Source organism: Ruegeria lacuscaerulensis (assembly GCF_013033355.1).
GTDB lineage: Bacteria > Pseudomonadota > Alphaproteobacteria > Rhodobacterales > Rhodobacteraceae > Ruegeria > Ruegeria lacuscaerulensis_A.
The window spans coordinates 151,611-169,140 of record NZ_WQDY01000006.1 but is presented as its reverse complement, the minus strand read 5'-3'; the positions used below and the strand labels follow the sequence as shown (position 1 = coordinate 169,140).

The 17,530-nt window shown below is 56.2% G+C and carries 15 protein-coding genes; 7 read left to right on the top strand and 8 right to left on the bottom strand.

Annotated features, from left to right (window positions below):
- The first annotated feature begins 108 nt into the window (after positions 1-108).
- A complete protein-coding gene (locus tag GOW48_RS12675; protein ID WP_170754275.1) occupies positions 109-951 on the top strand; it encodes a cytochrome P460 family protein in 843 nt (280 codons plus the stop codon).
- Positions 952-1,031: 80 nt separating this feature from the next.
- On the opposite strand, the gene GOW48_RS12670 is transcribed toward GOW48_RS12675, so the two are convergent.
- The 3 genes from GOW48_RS12670 to GOW48_RS12660 all read right to left on the bottom strand — a co-directional run bounded on the left by GOW48_RS12670 (position 1,032) and on the right by GOW48_RS12660 (position 5,302).
- Entirely contained in the window at positions 1,032-3,191 is a 2,160-nt protein-coding gene (locus GOW48_RS12670; RefSeq protein WP_170754273.1) for a Tex family protein, read from the bottom strand.
- A gap of 65 nt (positions 3,192-3,256) precedes the next feature.
- Complete coding sequence (locus GOW48_RS12665) at positions 3,257-4,279, bottom strand: Ldh family oxidoreductase (protein WP_170754271.1); 1,023 nt, start codon at positions 4,277-4,279, stop codon at positions 3,257-3,259.
- Between the two features lie 75 nt (positions 4,280-4,354).
- Entirely contained in the window at positions 4,355-5,302 is a 948-nt protein-coding gene (locus tag GOW48_RS12660; RefSeq protein WP_170754268.1) for a c-type cytochrome, read from the bottom strand.
- Positions 5,303-5,350: 48 nt separating this feature from the next.
- Here GOW48_RS12660 and GOW48_RS12655 point away from each other — a divergent pair, with 48 nt between their 5' ends.
- From GOW48_RS12655 to GOW48_RS12645, 3 genes are read left to right on the top strand one after another with little or no spacing between them, the layout of a single operon-like run.
- Positions 5,351-5,923 carry an RNA polymerase sigma factor gene (locus GOW48_RS12655; RefSeq protein ID WP_331251810.1) on the top strand — a complete coding sequence of 191 codons (573 nt, stop codon included), beginning with the start codon at positions 5,351-5,353 and terminating at the stop codon, positions 5,921-5,923.
- A complete protein-coding gene (locus tag GOW48_RS12650) occupies positions 5,920-6,666 on the top strand; it encodes an anti-sigma factor (protein WP_170754267.1) in 747 nt (248 codons plus the stop codon). The genes GOW48_RS12655 and GOW48_RS12650 overlap by 4 nt, the downstream gene beginning before the upstream one ends.
- Positions 6,667-6,714: 48 nt before the next feature.
- A complete protein-coding gene (locus tag GOW48_RS12645) occupies positions 6,715-7,797 on the top strand; it encodes a helix-turn-helix domain-containing protein (RefSeq protein ID WP_462362597.1) in 1,083 nt (360 codons plus the stop codon).
- Here GOW48_RS12645 and GOW48_RS12640 read toward each other — a convergent pair.
- Positions 7,770-8,660 (bottom strand): LysR family transcriptional regulator, encoded by an 891-nt coding sequence (locus GOW48_RS12640; RefSeq protein ID WP_170754263.1) that lies wholly within the window; start codon positions 8,658-8,660, stop codon positions 7,770-7,772. The two genes, GOW48_RS12645 and GOW48_RS12640, sit on opposite strands and share 28 nt — an antisense overlap.
- A gap of 104 nt (positions 8,661-8,764) precedes the next feature.
- Between GOW48_RS12640 and GOW48_RS12635 the strand changes: the two genes are divergently transcribed.
- The gene (locus GOW48_RS12635; protein WP_170754260.1) at positions 8,765-9,649 is read left to right on the top strand and encodes a phytanoyl-CoA dioxygenase family protein; all 885 of its coding nucleotides are present in this window, start codon (positions 8,765-8,767) and stop codon (positions 9,647-9,649) included.
- 8 nt (positions 9,650-9,657) lie between these two features.
- On the opposite strand, the gene GOW48_RS12630 is transcribed toward GOW48_RS12635, so the two are convergent.
- The gene (locus GOW48_RS12630; RefSeq protein WP_170754259.1) at positions 9,658-10,962 is read right to left on the bottom strand and encodes a UDP-glucose dehydrogenase family protein; all 1,305 of its coding nucleotides are present in this window, start codon (positions 10,960-10,962) and stop codon (positions 9,658-9,660) included.
- Between the two features lie 158 nt (positions 10,963-11,120).
- On the opposite strand from GOW48_RS12630, the gene gmd reads away from it, so the two are divergent.
- Both gmd and fcl read left to right on the top strand, forming a co-directional pair.
- Complete coding sequence (gmd, locus tag GOW48_RS12625; protein WP_170754257.1) at positions 11,121-12,245, top strand: GDP-mannose 4,6-dehydratase; 1,125 nt, start codon at positions 11,121-11,123, stop codon at positions 12,243-12,245.
- Between the two features lie 10 nt (positions 12,246-12,255).
- Positions 12,256-13,233 carry a GDP-L-fucose synthase gene (gene fcl, locus GOW48_RS12620; RefSeq protein WP_170754255.1) on the top strand — a complete coding sequence of 326 codons (978 nt, stop codon included), beginning with the start codon at positions 12,256-12,258 and terminating at the stop codon, positions 13,231-13,233.
- A 23-nt stretch (positions 13,234-13,256) separates the two neighbouring features.
- Here the strand turns inward: fcl and GOW48_RS12615 are convergent, their stop codons facing one another.
- The 3 genes from GOW48_RS12615 to GOW48_RS12605 all read right to left on the bottom strand — a co-directional run bounded on the left by GOW48_RS12615 (position 13,257) and on the right by GOW48_RS12605 (position 17,529).
- A complete protein-coding gene (locus GOW48_RS12615; RefSeq protein ID WP_170754253.1) occupies positions 13,257-14,333 on the bottom strand; it encodes a DUF2793 domain-containing protein in 1,077 nt (358 codons plus the stop codon).
- Positions 14,334-14,522: 189 nt separating this feature from the next.
- Positions 14,523-15,416 carry a UTP--glucose-1-phosphate uridylyltransferase GalU gene (galU, locus tag GOW48_RS12610; RefSeq protein ID WP_170355194.1) on the bottom strand — a complete coding sequence of 298 codons (894 nt, stop codon included), beginning with the start codon at positions 15,414-15,416 and terminating at the stop codon, positions 14,523-14,525.
- A gap of 307 nt (positions 15,417-15,723) precedes the next feature.
- Positions 15,724-17,529 carry an ABC transporter ATP-binding protein gene (locus tag GOW48_RS12605; RefSeq protein ID WP_170754251.1) on the bottom strand — a complete coding sequence of 602 codons (1,806 nt, stop codon included), beginning with the start codon at positions 17,527-17,529 and terminating at the stop codon, positions 15,724-15,726.
- Position 17,530 lies beyond the last annotated feature (1 nt).

The window sequence follows — 17,530 nt, the reverse complement described above, 5'->3', positions numbered from 1 at the left end:
AACGGTGCATCCATTGCGTGCGTAGTTCATGTGCCTAATGTCCTGACCACAGCAAGCATCGCCGTTTGTCATGTTTCGGGCGGCTGCCAGCCAGTGAAAGGACATTTGATGAAATCGTTGGTAAAAGCGGCACTAAGGGCCGCCATAGTTGGCACCTCGCTAGGGACCGTTGTGAATGCCGGAGATATCCAGGCTGGTAGTGAAACGGCCGCGCAATGCGCCGCCTGCCACGGTAGTGCTGGTATCAGTACGGCCGACAACTTCCCAAACCTTGCCGGTCAAAAAGAAGGCTACATCAAAAAGCAGTTGATGGCGTTCAAAACCGAAAGCCGCAAGGATGATTTGATGAACGCCATCGCAGCGAACCTGTCCGATGCAGAGATCGATAATCTGGCCGCTTATTTCGCCAGCCTGCCCGGGGGCGAAGCTGGGGCGGTTGCCAGCAATGAAACGGGTCTTGACGGATCGTTGATGGCGTTCCCGAAGGATCATGAAACCACGTTCACCCGTTATCACCGCAAAGACTATGACGACCGTAAACAGGTTCGGTTCTTCAGCGGTAACGATTTGGCGCTTGAAGGGGTCAAGACCGGTCTGCCGTTCAAACCTGGTTCGTATTTCCTGGTCGAGATTTACGACGCTAAAAAAGACGCTGATGGTAATCTGCTAAAGGACGCTGAGGGTAAATTGATTGCTGGCGAGCGTAAGCTCTTTACGGCAATGGAAAAGCGCGACGGTTGGGGGGATGATGTCCCTGAAATCTATAAGAATGACGATTGGCGTTATTCGGTCTTTGAAGTCGACGGCTCGAACAAGGCTGGTGTGAACGAAGCTCCGTGCATGGCCTGCCACAAGCCGCTGACCGAGGATGACTACGCGTTTACCGTTGACTGGGTCGAAGACTTCCACGCGTCACAAACGGCTGGCTATTCGCACAAGATCGTCGAGTAAAAGGGCGTTCGTCGCACTGTAGATTTCTGAAAACCCCGGCTGAATTGCCGGGGTTTTTTGCTTGTGCAACGCACCCAAGGCTATCCCTTTTTCTTGCGCATGCTCAAACCAATGCGTTTGCGCTTGGTGTCCACATCGACGACGGCCACTTTGACAATCTGGCCGGTTTTGACCACGTCATGGGGATTTTTGACAAACCTGTCGGCCAACTGGCTGACATGCACCAGCCCGTCCTGATGAACACCGATATCGACAAACGCGCCGAAGGCAGCGACGTTGGTCACGGTGCCTTCCAGAACCATTCCGGGCTTTAGATCGGAAATCTCCTCGACACCTTCGCGGAAAGTCGCGGTTACAAAACTTGGACGCGGGTCGCGCCCGGGTTTTTCAAGCTCGGCAAAGATGTCTTGGACAGTCGGAAGGCCAAATCTGGCATCGACGAATTGCTGCGGTTTCAGCCGTTTCAGGGCCTGTTCATTCCCCATGATCTGCCGAATGTCTCGCCCGCAGGCAGAAACGATGCGCCGGGCTACGTCGTAGGCTTCGGGATGCACCGAGGATGCATCCAGGGGCTCTTTGCCGTCCCGGATGCGCAGAAACCCTGCGGATTGTTCATAGGCGCGTGGACCCAACCGCGCGACGTCCAAAAGTTCGGACCGCGTGGCGAACGGGCCGTTGATGTCACGATGTGACACGATGGCTTCGGCAAGGCCAGGCCCCAGGCCCGAGACGTGTGAAAGGAGCGGGGCAGAGGCGGTATTCAGGTCCACCCCAACGGCGTTCACGACATCTTCGACGGCGGATGCCAGCGACTGCGATAACCGGTGCTGATCCACATCGTGCTGATATTGGCCCACTCCGATTGATTTGGGTTCGATCTTGACCAGCTCGGCCAACGGATCTTGCAGGCGCCGTGCGATTGAAACAGCGCCGCGCAGTGACACATCCAGATCGGGAAACTCACGCGCCGCGAGTTCCGAGGCCGAGTATACCGAAGCGCCTGCCTCGGAAACCACCACCTTGGTGGGCGCTTTCACTGACTTGGGCAGCAGTTTCAACGTGTCGGCGACCATCTTCTCAGTTTCGCGGCTTGCTGTGCCGTTGCCGATCGCGATCAACTCGATCTGATGCGCTTCGATCATGGCCAGAATGCTTGACTGCGTGGCCTTCAGGTCGTTTTTCGGTTGAAACGGATACAGCGTGGTGGTGGCAATGACTTTGCCGGTTGGGTCGACAACAGCCGCCTTCACACCGGTACGAATGCCGGGGTCCAATCCCAGCGTTGCCTTGGCACCTGCTGGTGCGGAAAACAGCAAATCCTTGAGGTTATTCGAGAACACCTGAATTGCGTCATCCTGCGCCCTGCTGCGCAGATCGGCCATCAATTCAACCATAAGGGACAGGGACAGTTTAACCCGCCACGTCCAACCCGCCACCTTGCGAAGCCACACGTCTCCGGGTGCATCGCTGCGCGTGTGCAAACACGCAGCAACTATGGCCTCGGCGCGCGCCACTCCGGTCTCGGGTTCAGGCGCGATATCAAGTGTAACAATACCATCCTTGGACGCGCGCAGCATCGCCAACGCGCGATGAGAGGGCGTATTGGCCCAAAGCTCGACATGGTCAAAATAGTCGCTGAACTTGGCACCCTCGGTTTGTTTGCCGTCGATGACTTTGGACGTCAGATACGCTTCGCGTTGCATGAAGCCGCGTAAATCGCCCAACAAGCTTGCATCCTCGGTCAATCGCTCGGCGATGATGTCGCGCGCGCCGTTCAGGGCATCTTTGGTGGTGGGCACGGCTTCGGTTACATAACGCTCGGCCAGTGCCTCCGGATTGGCCGAGCGGTTTGTCAGGATCGCATCGGCCAGCGGCTCCAACCCGTTTTCGCGCGCGATCATGGCTTTGGTGCGGCGCTTGGGCTTGTAAGGCAGGTAGATATCTTCCAGCTGCGCCTTTGTGTCCGCCCGAGTAATGGACTTGACCAGATCGTCGGTCAGTTTGCCTTGATCCTTAATCGAGCCCAGAATCGTTTCGCGCCGCGCTTCAAGTTCGCGCAGATAGGTCAGCCGGTCAGACAGCGTGCGCAGTTGAGTGTCGTCCAACCCACCTGTCGCTTCTTTGCGGTACCGCGCGACAAAGGGAACGGTGGCCCCTTCGTCCAGCAATTTCACCGCAGCACCGACCTGTTCGGGGCGGGCGCTGATCTCTGTGGCGATGGTGCGGGCGATGCGGTCCAAGGGGGCCTCCTGAGTATTATCCGGAGGACCTACTTAGCCAGCCATATGCCGAAGGGAAAGAGGCCTTACACCTGAGCGGCTAGCGCCTGCAAATCGTCGTGCAGCGTTTTGGCAATTTCGACGTAACCACGTTCAGTGTTGCGGGCCCTTGCGGCAAAGCGCCTTTGCGAGGGCAGGCGTGCGCCCTGACCGATGATATCGGCGAACAAACGCTCGGCGCGGGTATCATTTGCGGCCAAACGGCCACCGCTGAACTGGGCCGGATCAAAAGCAAGAATGATCTCGCCGTGATAGGGCGCGCCGCCCGCGCCTTCGGCGTATTCCATGCTTTCAAGGCTGGTCAAATCGTCGATCAGAGGGCCTGCCATCAGCTCGATCATGATCGACAGGGCCGAGCCCTTATAGCCGCCAAAGGTCAGCATTGCGCCCTCCATCGCCGCCTGTGGATCGGTCGTGGGTTGGCCGTCCTTGTCGATGGCCACACCCTCGGGCAGGGGCTTGCCCGCGCGTCGATAGAGTTCAATTTCACCGCGGGCGAAGGCACTGGTGGCAAAGTCGAATGTAAACGGGTCTTGCCCCTGACGCGGCCAACTGAAGGCCAGCGGGTTGGTGCCGAGGCTACCGCGCGTGCCCCCCGCAGGGGCGACCCAGGAATGGCTGGGCACCATCGCCATCGCGGCCAGGCCAACCGCAGACAAGCGCTCGACCTCGGGCCAGAGCGCCGAGAAGTGAAAGCAGCGGTTGATCGCCATGGCGGCAATACCGTGGGTTCGCGTCTTCTCGATCAGTACCGGCAGCGCCTGTTCGAAGGCCAGCAAGGACATGCCGTCCTGCGCATCCACCCGAACGATGGCATTGTCAGAATGTTCCAACACCGGCGCGACACGCCCATCGATCTTGCCCGCTTTCATGGTGTCGTTGCACATGAACAGGCGGAACAACCCGTGAGACTGGCAATCGTCGATTTGACAGGTCGCAAGCATCCCTGCAATTGCGTTAGCGTGGTCCGTTCCAAAACCGGATTTTGTCAAGATGTTGAGGCTAAGAGCCTTAATCTCGTCCAGTTCCAGTTTGACCGTCTCGTTCATGCCCCGCCCCTGCGTTGTCATTTGGTTATGACAGGCATAGCGCGGCGGGGCAGGTGAGGGAAACGGTTTTGAGCCTTAGCTCTGCGCCTCGTCCTGCAAATAGGCAATCACGTTGGTGATGTCTTCCTCTTTCTTCAGGCCGGGGAACTGCATTTTGTTGCCGGGCAGGGCGCCTTTGGGGTCAGCCAAAAAGGCAGCCAGAGTTTCAGGGTTCCAGACCAGCCCTGACGCCTTCAGAGCATCCGAGTATTTGAACCCTTCCGCTTGTGCTGCTTGTGCACCGACGATTCCGTACAATGACGGTCCAACGCCATTCTTGCCTTCTTTGATTTGATGGCAGGCTTTGCATTTGCGGTAGACTTTCTTACCGGCTTTAATGTCGCCTTCCACCGCAGCGACGGCGACCGGGGTTGCAGCGGCAGCGGGTGTTGCCTCGGCTTTGTTTTCATCCATGTTGAAGAACAAGCGCGCAGTGACTGGTACGGTGCGGGTGATGCCGGGCAGGCTGGCCAGTTCCATCAGCTTGTCGACACCTGCATTCACGCCTGCGTCTTCGGTGCTGATAAACACCATGTCATTGGTTGACACCATAACCGACGTCTCGGATACGCGGACAACGAACATTTCTGCCTCGAATTCCACGTCTGTCCCCACCAGCGTAAGTACCGCTTCGACGTCAATTACCGCGGTTTCGCCTACTCCAAGCGCCTTGACCTCGGCCATGTCAAACTCGGCCTTCAGGGCGGCAGTGCCCGCTTTGCGGAAGACGTGCTCGATCATCCGCTCGTTACGGATGTCGATATTCGTTTCGACCGACGACAGATCGATTTCGATCTCGGCCTTGCCATCTGGACCCACGTGACCGGAAAGGTTGGTGAAGGAATTGACCTCGCCCACGGTGTCTTTCTTGATGGTACCATACGCCAAATGAGAGTTTTCAGGCGACAGGGTCCAATGCTCGGCCAGTACTGGCGTTGCAACAATTGCCGACGCAATCGTGACTGCTTTCAACAGAAGTTTCATTTCTTTCCTCCACGGGTTATGTCAATTCTGACCAGGCGGGCCCGGCTCGTGAATGTCAAACACACACAGGTCACTATTTATTCAATGGTTGGTGCAATTAGTTCCGAACAAGCCGTACGCGGCGCGATACAGACGCATTCAAAACGCGTCTGGCGGTTTGGGCTGGCCTTGTCCGGCGCCTCCGACGTAGCCGACGATTTATTGCAATCCACTTGCCTTCGCGCGCTCGAGCGCCATCATCAAGTGACATCACATGACCGGTTGGACAGTTGGCTGATGACGATCTGCCGCTCGATCTGGCTGAATGAAGTCCGGGCGCGCTCGGTTCGGAAGGCGCAGGCGCTGTCGGTCACACCCGAAGCAGAATTAATTTCGCCTGAAGCTGACTCGGAAACGAATATTTTCGCAGCTGAGGTGTTTACTCAAGTGATGCACCTGCCTGAAGCGCAGCGGGAAACGGTCATGCTTGTGTTCGTTGAGGGCTATAGCTACCGCGAAGCGGCTGCGATGCTGGATGTGCCGATTGGAACCATTATGAGCCGGTTGTCTAACGCCCGGCAGAAACTTAAAACCGTGATGCAGCTAAGTGCTGCAGACGCCGTTCGACGGAGTGGCAAATGAAGTTTTCCGATGAGACGCTGATAGCGTATCTGGAAGGCACAGTGGATGACGACCAGGCAACCGCGATTGAACACGCGGTCGAGGACGACCCTGAGCTCGAGGCGCGCCTTATGGCGCTGGACCCGTTCGCACCTATGGTGCAGGCGGTATTTGAAAAGGTGCCCGCCGAGGCGCCGAAAGTTGAGCTGCCAGAGCCGCAGCCGGTGGAATCTTCGCAATCTTCAGGCGGACCGTGGCGCCTGATGGCCGTTGCGGCTTCGGTGGCAGTTGTCGCTGTGTCAGCAACGTTCTGGACAACCCGGCCTGAACCTCTGGGTTGGGCGCAGCAGGCGGCGATCTATCAGTCGCTTTATGTACCAGACACGATTGCGTCGCTGGACAACTCGGAACAGGCGCTGAAAATGCAGTTCGATTTGGCAGAGGCAGAGCTGGGACGGTCCTTGAACCGCGAAACGCTTGAAGCTTTGCCAGGAATGGAACTGAAACGCGCGCAGGTTTTGTCATTCAATGGCAAACCGCTGGTTCAGGTGGTATTTGCCGACGAACAAGGCCAACCATTCGCCTTTTGTATCATCCGACAAGGTGAGGGTGCCCCCAGTAAGGACGTCAATCTTGCCGAGCTTAGCGGTCTGGCAACGGCGACATGGTCCGAAGGTGGCTATGGTTATATGCTGATTGGCAGCAATCCGCAGACACCTCTGGAAGGGCAGCTGGATATTTTGACCGCAAGTTTCGCCAGCTGATCCATCCGCTGCAGAAACGCCTTGTGAACTGGTGGAAATACCCGAAATATGCCGGGTATGACCACTAAACCTGTCAGGCCAGACCCGGAAGACGACGACTCGCTGGGGCCGCGCAGCATCTATGATGCTGATCCGCCAGAGGAAGACGATCTGTGGTTTCTGCCCGCCGACGCCGAGATTGACGAAGATTTTCTGCCACCGGGTCCGAAGGCCGACCGCAGAACACTGTTCGACTTCAGAGATTGGCGGGCCGCGCAGGCCGAACTCTCCTATGAACTGGCGGATCTTGCGGCAAGTTTCGGGGCTCTGGACGAGAGACTACGAGCAGGTCCAGAGGGATGGACGCATCGGTTGGCACTGATGGATGTTTCAGACCTAGGTTGGTGGACCGGTGACCGGATTGGCGTTGATCGTCTGGCGCTGTGGACAGGGTTGCGGATCGGATCGACCGGAGATGACGTTCAGGCGTTGTTTCGGGCAGGTTGGGCCGTCAGACGCCTGACAACCGGAGCTGGCCCGGCCGAGGGTGGCTGGACCACTGGATTGACCGCATTTCTTGATCGTATGGCGCTTGACATGGACGAGGTCCCCGAGGCGATTGCTGATTTGGCGGACGTGATGGACAGGGTTGCAAGCCTGCACCCGGTTACGCAAGCAGCGATTGCATTCCACGCATGGCGCGCTCTGTCTCAGGGCATGGGACAAGACACAGAGGCTGCGGTCATTGCCGCCCGACACGCGGCAACGATGGGCCGGGGAGGCGCCCTTTTCATGCCGGTTGCACTGTCTGGACCGGGTGCTTTACGTGGGGTTGGAGAGGTCAACGATAAGCTAAGTGCATGGATCAAGGGGTTAGGTCAGGCCGTTTTGGCTGCATTACTTCACTTGGACCGTGTCAGCGCGTGGGAACTCCGTGCTCGGGATCTTACGTCCGATCTGAGTGGGAAAACCCCGCCAATGCTGGTTGATGTGCTAGCCGCGTGGCCAATGGTTTCGGTTCCTTTGGCTGAAGAATTGACCAAGGCGTCACGAGCGACCGCGCAGCGTAACATTGACCTTTTCACGTCACGCGGTTTGATCCGCGAGGTGACAGGGCAGGGACGTTACCGTGTCTGGACCGCAGCACTGTAATCCATGATCCAGTTGCGAAAGTCTCGGGCGGGGGGTCGCAAAGCAGATTTGGACGGGTAAATCAGGTGATAGGCTTCTTGCCCCGCAACGTCGATGCCGGGCAGGCAGGGAACAAGGCCCGACAGGGCCATGACCCGGTCAGATGCAGGGGCACGCGCCAAGGCAATACCGCCTCGGTTGGCGGATAGCTCAGCCGCCATTATGGAATTGTCGGCAAAGAAAAACCGGGCCCGCCCAGCTGGAAGGCGCAGTGTTTCGAACAGATGAAGCCAGCTGGCGCGATGGGTTGAAACTTCGATGAGGGTGAACTGAAACAGGTCCTCAGGGCTATGGATGCGATCCGCGATATCTGGCGGAGCGACGGGGTAAAGGCGTTCGCGCAACAATTCGTCGCCCTCAGTGCCGAAAAGTGTCGGGTTTCCGAAAACGATTTGAAGATCGGTAAATCGATTGGCAAAGTCTGCCGTCAGATTACCGGTCGTCAAAGACAGGTTGATCCTGGGGTACAGGTCCTGAAACGTTGGCAACCCGCTGGCCAGAATACCATGCGCAAACAAAAGCACCGACTGAACGTACAAGCGTTGCCCGCGCGTTTCGCCAAAAAGACCCGTGGTCGACGTTTCCAGCATCAAAAGCGATTGCTGGACCGAAGGCAAATAGGCGCGACCTGCCTCGGTCAGTGTCACAGAGTGGGCATGGCGATGGAACAGGGGCGTTCCCAGTTGATTTTCCAGGGCTTTGACTTGCTGACTGACGGCGGCTGAAGACATGTTCAACTGCCCAGCCGCGCGCGCAAAGCTTTCGGTGCGGGCCGCAGCCTCGAAGACACGAAGCCAATTGAGGGATGGGATGCGGGACGACATGAATTCAGGCTAAGCTCAACTTATCCTCACGGGCAAGACACAACATTCTGCCTTACTTCGGATAACGTCTAAGCTTTGAAGACATGCCTGAGAAGGAGACACGCATGTCTGCATTGAATTCCGCGCCGATTGGCAGTCTGACGCCTGAGCAGATAGAAAGCTATTGGGAGGACGGATATCTGTACCCGCTCACTACGTTTTCGGAACAGGAAACGTCCGAGATCAGGGCAGAGTTCGAACAGATCGAGAAAGACTGGCTTGGCGCAGATCTTCCGCTACCCCTGAATACTTATAAACGGGTCAACGCACATCTTGTTATGCCGCTGGCAGCGCGCCTTGCGACGGACCCTCGGGTGCTGGATATCGTTCAGGGTATTCTGGGGCCGGATATCATGGTTTGGTCGGCCGAGTTTTTTGTTAAGGAACCGCACACCCGCCAAACAGTCGGTATGCATCAGGATCTGACCTATTGGGGGATGGGCGAAACGCCGGATCAGGTGACCGCGTGGATCGCGCTGTCTCCTGCAACGTGTGACAGCGGATGTATGGATTTCGTAAGCGCCAGCCACAAGAACCCGATCCTTCCGCATAACGACACCTATTCGGATACGAATTTATTGTCGCGCGGGCAGGAGATCGCGGTAGAGGTCGCGGATGAGGATAAAACCCATATCGAGCTGGCACCGGGTCAGATGTCGCTGCACCACGGGTTGACCATCCACGGCTCTGGACCAAACCGCTCGGATGACCGGCGGATTGGTCTGGCCATCCGCTATCTGAACCCGAATGCAAAGCAATTGGTGGCCGAACGCGATTATGCCCTGTTGGCACGGGGCGAAGATACGCAAAGCAATTTCGTGCCGGTACCTGCGCCCGAAACGCTGTTTTCACCCGAGGCGTTGGCGCTTTACGAGCAGGTACGGCAAGATCAGAGCAAGGCCCTGGCTGAGGGAGCAGACAGTTCTGTGCCGCTATACGCCAATTCTTAAAGCGGCGGTCAGCGGCCCACACCGATATAGGTTTCGAATCCCGATTTCCGGGCAGCCGATTTCGAATAGATGTTCCGCAGATCCACCATCCGGGGGGACTTCATTGAACGTGCCATGTCCGACAGGTTCAGTGCGCGGAACTCATTCCATTCGGTCAGCAATACGACCGCATCCGCATCGGCGGTTGCGGTATAAGGGTCGTCGCACCATTCCACGCCCGGCAACAAGGCTAATCCCTCGGCTCGGCCCTGCGGATCCACAACCCGAACCGTTGCGCCTCCGCCGATCAGTGCGGGGACAATGGTCAACGAAGGGGCATCACGCATATCATCTGTGTTGGGTTTGAACGTAACACCCAGAACCGCGATGGTCTTACCGTTAAAGCTGTCATCGCATACGTCGCGAATTTTCTCGATCATGCGGTGTTTGACACCGTCATTCACGCGCATAACAGTTTCGGTGATCTGCATCGGATAAGCGTGTTCCTGACCGATCCTCGCCAAAGCAGCGGTATCTTTAGGAAAGCACGAGCCACCATAACCCGGACCAGCATGCAGGAACTTGTTGCCGATACGACCATCCAGACCAATGCCGCGCGCGACTTCTTTGACATCACCGCCCACACGTTCGCACAGGCCGGCGATTTCGTTGATGAAAGTAATCTTGGTCGCAAGAAACGCGTTTGCCGCGTATTTTATCATCTCGGCGCTTTCTAGATCCGTCGTCAGGATCGGGAAGTCTCGCAGATAGAGCGGCCGGTAAATCTCGGCCATAACTTCGGCGGCGCGATCGCTTTCAACGCCAACGACAACACGATCGGGGCGCATGAAATCGTCAATCGCCGCTCCTTCGCGCAGGAATTCAGGATTTGAAGCGACGTCAAAATCTGCATCCGCATTGGCCTCAAGAACAGCCTCGTGCACCTTTCTGTTGGTGCCGACGGGCACGGTCGATTTGGTGACGATCACGGTGTAGTCGGTGACCGACTGAGCAATCTCTTGCGCGGCGGCCATCACGTAGGTCAGATCAGCGTGCCCGTCGCCGCGCCGGGTTGGGGTTCCAACGGCAATGAAAACTGCGTCTGCACCGTCCACGGCAGCAGCCAGATCGGTCGTGAAACTCAACCGCCCTGCTGCTACATTCTTGGCCATCAGGACATCAAGTCCCGGTTCGTAGATGGGAACTTGGCCAGCTTGCAACATCTCGATTTTCTTTTCGGCTTTGTCGACGCAAATAACGTCATGGCCAAAATCCGAGAAGCAAACGCCCGACACAAGGCCAACATAACCTGTGCCGATCATCGCTATCCGCATTTTTCAATGTCCTTCAACAAAAGACTGTTTAACGCGCGCCAGCATTTCGCAAAGTTCAACGGGTTTCAATGCCGTTTCCTGCCGCCGGGTTGCATTCTGGGTGTTCTTGCTGTTTCTGAGAGTCCTACCAGCCAGATTGAGTTTTGTGGAACGAGACAATGACAAAAACTGCTTTAATAACCGGCATTACAGGGCAAGACGGATCGTATCTGGCCGAGTTTCTCTTGGAGAAAGGGTATGAAGTTCACGGAATCAAGCGCCGCGCCTCGTCGTTTAATACGCAACGCATTGATCATATCTATCAGGATCCGCACGATCCGAACCCTCAACTCCACTTGCACTATGGTGATCTCAGCGACACGTCCAACCTGACTCGAATCATTCAGGAAGTTCAGCCGGATGAGGTCTATAACCTCGGCGCGCAATCCCATGTTGCCGTCAGCTTTGAATCGCCGGAATACACAGCGGATGTCGATGCGATTGGGACGCTGCGATTGCTGGAAGCGATACGGTTTTTAGGCCTGGAAAAGAAGACACGTTTCTATCAGGCGTCGACTTCCGAGTTGTATGGCTTGGTGCAGGAAATTCCTCAGAAAGAAACCACACCGTTCCATCCCCGGTCCCCATATGCCGTAGCCAAGCTTTATTCATACTGGATTACTGTGAATTACCGTGAGGCGTACGGGATGTATGCTTGCAACGGAATTCTGTTCAACCACGAAAGCCCGCGCCGGGGTGAAACCTTCGTGACGCGGAAAATAACACGGGGTCTTGCGAATATTGCGCAGGGGCTTGAGGAGTGCCTGTACATGGGCAACATCGACAGTCTGCGCGATTGGGGGCACGCGAAAGACTATGTGCGGATGCAATGGCTAATGCTGCAGCAGGATGCGCCAGAAGACTTCGTTATCGCGACAGGCGTACAGTACTCCGTTCGTCAGTTTATCGAGTGGTCCGCTGCGGAACTGGGTGTTACGCTGGAGTTCTCGGGTGAAGGCGTTCAGGAAGTTGCGACTGTCAAAGCGGTCAAGGGCGAAAATGCGCCCGCGCTTAAGCCCGGGGACGTCGTCATGCGTATCGATCCGCAATACTTCCGGCCCGCCGAGGTCGAGACCCTGTTGGGCGACCCTTCGAAGGCCAAAACCAAACTTGGATGGGTGCCGGAACTGACCGTTCAGGAAATGTGTTCTGAAATGGTAAGCGAAGACCTCAAGACCGCCAAACGTCATGCCTTGCTGAAAGAGCACGGCTTCGATTTGCCAGTAAGCCTGGAAAATGGCTGAGGTGGGCGCAATGCGGAAAATCTATGTTGCCGGTCATCGTGGTATGGTCGGTGCGGCCATACTACGGCAGTTGCAAGATCGTGGGGCGGCAGGTGAGGCACTGACCATTGTAACCCGCACTCATGCGGAACTGGATTTGACTGATCAGTCCGCAGTTCGGCTCTTCATGGAGACCGAACGGCCCGATGTTGTCGTTTTGGCGGCAGCCAAGGTCGGAGGTATTCACGCGAACAATACATACCCGGCAGATTTCATTTACGAAAACCTGATGATCGAATGCAACGTTATCCATCAGGCGTTTTCAGTGGGAGTCCAGCGCCTGCTGCAACTTGGCAGCTCATGCATCTATCCCAAGGCTGTACCGCAACCGATGCGAGAAGATGCTCTGCTGACTGGAGTGCTTGAGCCGACAAATGAGCCGTACGCAGTTGCCAAGATTGCAGGTATCAAGCTGTGCGAAAGCTACAACCGGCAGCACGGCGTTGACTATCGCTCAGTTATGCCAACCAATCTGTACGGCCCAGGTGATAACTTTCACCCTGAAAACAGCCATGTTCTGCCGGCTTTGATCCGTCGTTTTCACGAAGCCAAGCGGGACGGTCTGGACGAGGTAGTCATCTGGGGAACCGGTAAGCCTCGCCGAGAGTTTCTGCACGTAGACGATATGGCCAAAGCGTCTCTGTTTGTGCTCGATCTGCCACGCGATGTTTATGAAGCCAACACAGAACCCATGCTGAGCCATATCAACGTCGGCTGTGGCGAGGATATCTCGATCGCGGAGCTTGCAACTCTGGTGGCCCGCACGGTGGGTTACACCGGGCGGATCACTCAGGATGTCAGCAAACCAGATGGCACAATGCGTAAGCTCATGGATGTGTCACGATTGGCGGATATGGGTTGGCGTGCGCGGATCACCTTGCAAGACGGCATCCACGAAACCTATGCGTGGTTTCTGGAACAGTCAGATGCTGAATTGCGGGCAAAGTAAAGCTCAGATCACAAAACCTCTGATCAGAACCAGCGTCCTGTGGCGGTTGCGGTCGGAGCGACAGGCGCAGGGTCAGAAACCGTTGATAGTACTTGGTAGGACACATTTGTGGCTGCCGGCGCATCAAACCCGACAAATCGCGAGACCGATCCACCGCTGCCGCTTAGGGCAGGTTTGGTCCCAGAGGCAAAGGCAATTGGAAAGGACCAACTGTTTTGCCCGCTTGAAAAAATCGCGCCTTCGCCGATGGTGCAGCCTACTGCGCTCAGATTGACTGTACAGATTTGAGTGCCGTCTGCGAAACGAACAAATTCACCATTTGCGTTCGAGCCCCGCTCGATCACTGCGCCTGTCGGCGTGCCTGATGTTTGTGACACAGATCCCAGCACGTTGCCGGGGCTATAGCCAAAATCCGCCCGCATCAAACGACCCGCAGTTACGTCCGAAGCACTGCTTTGAATCGCTGCACCAGTTGCAATTGCAGTTGTCGGATCGAAAACAAGGGCATCTGTCCATGTGTTCCCATCTGCCGAAACCTTGATTGAAAAACCAGTTGAGCCTGCCAGTCCCATTTCGGCGTGACCGGTCCAGTTGGATTGAAACAAAAGCGAAGCGGTATCCCCCGCGCTTGCCTTGTTGATCTTTAACTGGTGGCTATTGCCCTCATGGCTTAGCAATGTGGCAGAAGAACGAACCGAGAGGCGGTTTGTTGCGTCCCAGGTCGTTGCGACGCCTATCCCGTCCAGATTCTGCGTTGCCCCTGCCGGCACAACCCAATTCGAGCCTGTCCAGACTTTCACACGCCCGGCGCTGATGTCCCACGCTCTCCAGCCAATATCTGGCGCTACAAAGTGCCACGCATTATCCAACCATGCCGCAAGCATGTTTTCCTGACCTGACCATTCACCAATCGGAGCTTCACCTACGGCATGAACTTCACCCTGCGCTGGGGCCACTGGTGGGTTTGATGCATCGGTTGCCACGACGCTTAATTGAACAATCATATCCAATTGCCTTAAGGCTTCGTTATGAGTGACGTGCTTTTGTGCTTGCGAGGGTTGAATGAATGGTAAATCCAAGCGGGGTGAAACTTGTGGCATTGGGGCGTGTCCTCCTGAAGATGCTGGTCCGACAATTGATTTGCGCGCCAAACTGCCATCAAATGGATGAATTCACGCTAAGCGGGCAGAACGCGTCCAAAAGGAAGTGGTAAGTTTTCTGTCATGTTGCCCGAAAAAGAAAAGGCACCCAAAACCGGGTGCCTTTGTACTGAGATTATGGGGCGGAAATTATTGGGCTGCTTGGTCAGTCGCCATCGTATCGTGCAGATATTCCCGCAGGTCGTCGCGCAGATCGGGTCGGGCCAATGCAAAAGCCACGGTTGCTTGTAGAAATCCAGCCTTCGAGCCGCAGTCGAAACGTTGTCCTTCGAACTTGTGCCCAAATACCGGCACACCATTCCCGATATCCTCGGCAATCGCGTCCGTCAGCTGAATCTCACCACCGCTGCCTTTTTTCTTCTGGTTCAGATTATACAGAACCGATGGGCCCAGAATGTAGCGACCGATCACTGCGAGGTTTGAAGGCGCCTCATCCGGTTTGGGCTTTTCCACCATGCCACGAGCCCGGACAACTTGTCCGATATTCTCACCTACGTCCAAAACACCATAGGAGCTGGTTTTTTCTTGGGGAACCTCCATCGCAGCCACCATGTTTCCGCCGGTTTCCTCATAGGCTTCGACCATTTGCTGCAAGCACGGTTTGTCCGCGGCGATGACGTCATCAGGCAACATGACGGCAAAGGGCTCATCCCCGATCAATCGGCGAGCACACCACACAGCATGACCCAGGCCCAGAGCTTTGTGCTGCCTGATATACGCGATTGCGCCACTTTCCATGTTGGTTTCATCCAGCACTTCAAGCAGCTCGTCTTTGCCCTTGGCCTTGAGTTCTTGCTCCAGAATATGGTTGTGATCAAAATAGTCCTCAAGCGCGGATTTGCCGCGCGATGTGACAAAGATGAATTCCTTGATGCCAGCCGCACGCGCTTCGTCAATTGCGTATTGGACCAGCGGACGATCGACCAGAGTCATAATCTCTTTGGGGACGGATTTCGTCGCAGGCAGAAAGCGGGTACCCAGTCCCGCAACCGGGAAAATCGCTTTGGTAACCTTGCGTACCATTGTACCTCTCAGTTTTTAAAATTTGCACCGAAGTCCAGAGGCTTCGGAACGTTGTCTTAGGCCGTGAACCCGGAATGTTCAATGACATCGCGAGACCGCTAGGGAAACAGGAGAAATCGTGCCATCCCAATACAGGGAAGTCAAAACGATCCATTGTCACATGCGAATGAAACCTTACCTTTCGTGCTATATTAGGAAACTAATTTATATTTTAGAGCGAGATAGTTTCCAAAAAAGCGCCTAATTGATGGAAAAACAGGCGGGTTGGTTAATACCTCAAAGCCAGAATCTGGCTTTGAGGTTTGTACTATGCATTGGCCACAATGCTTTCCAGTGGATCATGCTCCGCAACGAAGTGATCGGGCCTAATTTCGTTAAGTTGCGGGACATAGTCCTCTTGGCCAGCGGACAGGCGACTGGGGAGAAACCGCAGGGCAGCCTTCGGATCCATCGGCGAGGGAAGCTCACCGGGGATTTTCAGCCTTTGGCGGCTCCGTTCCACATCTGGGTCAGGGATCGGAACAGCCGATATCAGAGACTTGGTATAGGGATGGATCGGATCAGAGCAGATCACCTCGCCATCCCCCAGCTCCACGATCCGACCCAGGTACAACACCATGATCCGGTTCGACACGGCACGTACAACCGACAGATCGTGGCTGATGAAGATCATCGAAAGGCCGAACTCCTGCTGCAACTCGCGCAGCAATTCAACGATCTGCGCCTGAATGGACACGTCCAAGGCCGAGACCGCCTCGTCGCAGATGATCAGCTTGGGTTTGTTGATCATCGCGCGCGCGATGCCGACCCGTTGGTTCTGACCGCCTGACAACTCGTGCGGATAACGGTTGATCATGTTGGCGTTTAAGCCCACACGCTCCATCATTTCGCTGACCATCTGCTTGCGCTCGCGGTCCGTCAGATCAGGGCGGTAGGTCTTGAGCGGCTCGGCGATCGAAGCCGAGATTGTCATGCGCGGATCGAGGCTGGCCAATGGGTCTTGAAAGACGATCTGCAAGTCCTTGCGGTACTTGTTCAGCTCGGCGCGTTTCAGACCCACAATAGGATGGCCCAACCAGCTGACATTTCCGCCACTGGGTTCGATCAGTTGCAATACAGCGCGCGCCAGCGTGGACTTGCCGCAGCCGGATTCGCCCACAACGCCCAGAGTTTCACCCTTGCGGATGTCAAAGCTTACGCCATCGACGGCTTTGAGTGGCACTTTGCGCCCGAACAGCCCGCCTTTGACGTTGATCGGGAAATGCACCTTGACGTCATCGACCTTGAGCAGCGGTTCTTCGACCTTCTCCAACGCCTTGGGCGCATCGCCCGCATCAATGCGTGGCATCGCCTCGAGAAGGGTGCGGGTATAGTCGTGTTGCGGGTTGCGGAAAATTTCGCGGGTGTCTCCGGCCTCAACAAATTCGCCCATGCGCATGACTTGAATGCGGTCGCACATACGGGCGACTACGCCCATATCATGGGTGATCAGGGCAATCGCGGTGCCTTCGTCCTTTTGCAGGCGCACCATCAGGTCAAGAATGTCGGCCTGAACGGTCACGTCCAGCGCCGTTGTCGGCTCATCCGCGATCAGCAGTTTGGGATTGCACAGCATCGACATGGCGATCATCACGCGTTGGCGCATCCCGCCTGACAGCTCGTGCGGGTATTGATCCAGTCGCCGCGCGGCCTCGGGGATGCGGACGCGGTTCAGCCAGTCCAGACAGCGAGCCCGCGCTTTGGAACCCTGCAGCCCCTCATGCACCTGAAGAACCTCGCGCATTTGCTGGCCGATGCGCAGATGCGGGGTCAGCGCGGTCAATGGGTCCTGAAAGATCATGCCCACGTCTGAGCCACGGATCTTGTTCAGGCGGTTGATGGGCAGGTTCAGGACTTCGGTGCCGTTCAATTTGACTGACCCAAGCGCCCGACCAGCAGGTGGCAGCAAGCCCATGGCCGCCATGAAGGTTTGGCTTTTGCCCGACCCGCTTTCACCCACGATGCCAAGGCATTCGCCGGGGTTTATGTCGAAACTGATGCCTTTGACGGCCTCGACCACGCCATCGGGCGTGTCGAACTGGACCTTCAGGTCTTTTACGGAAAACAGACTCATA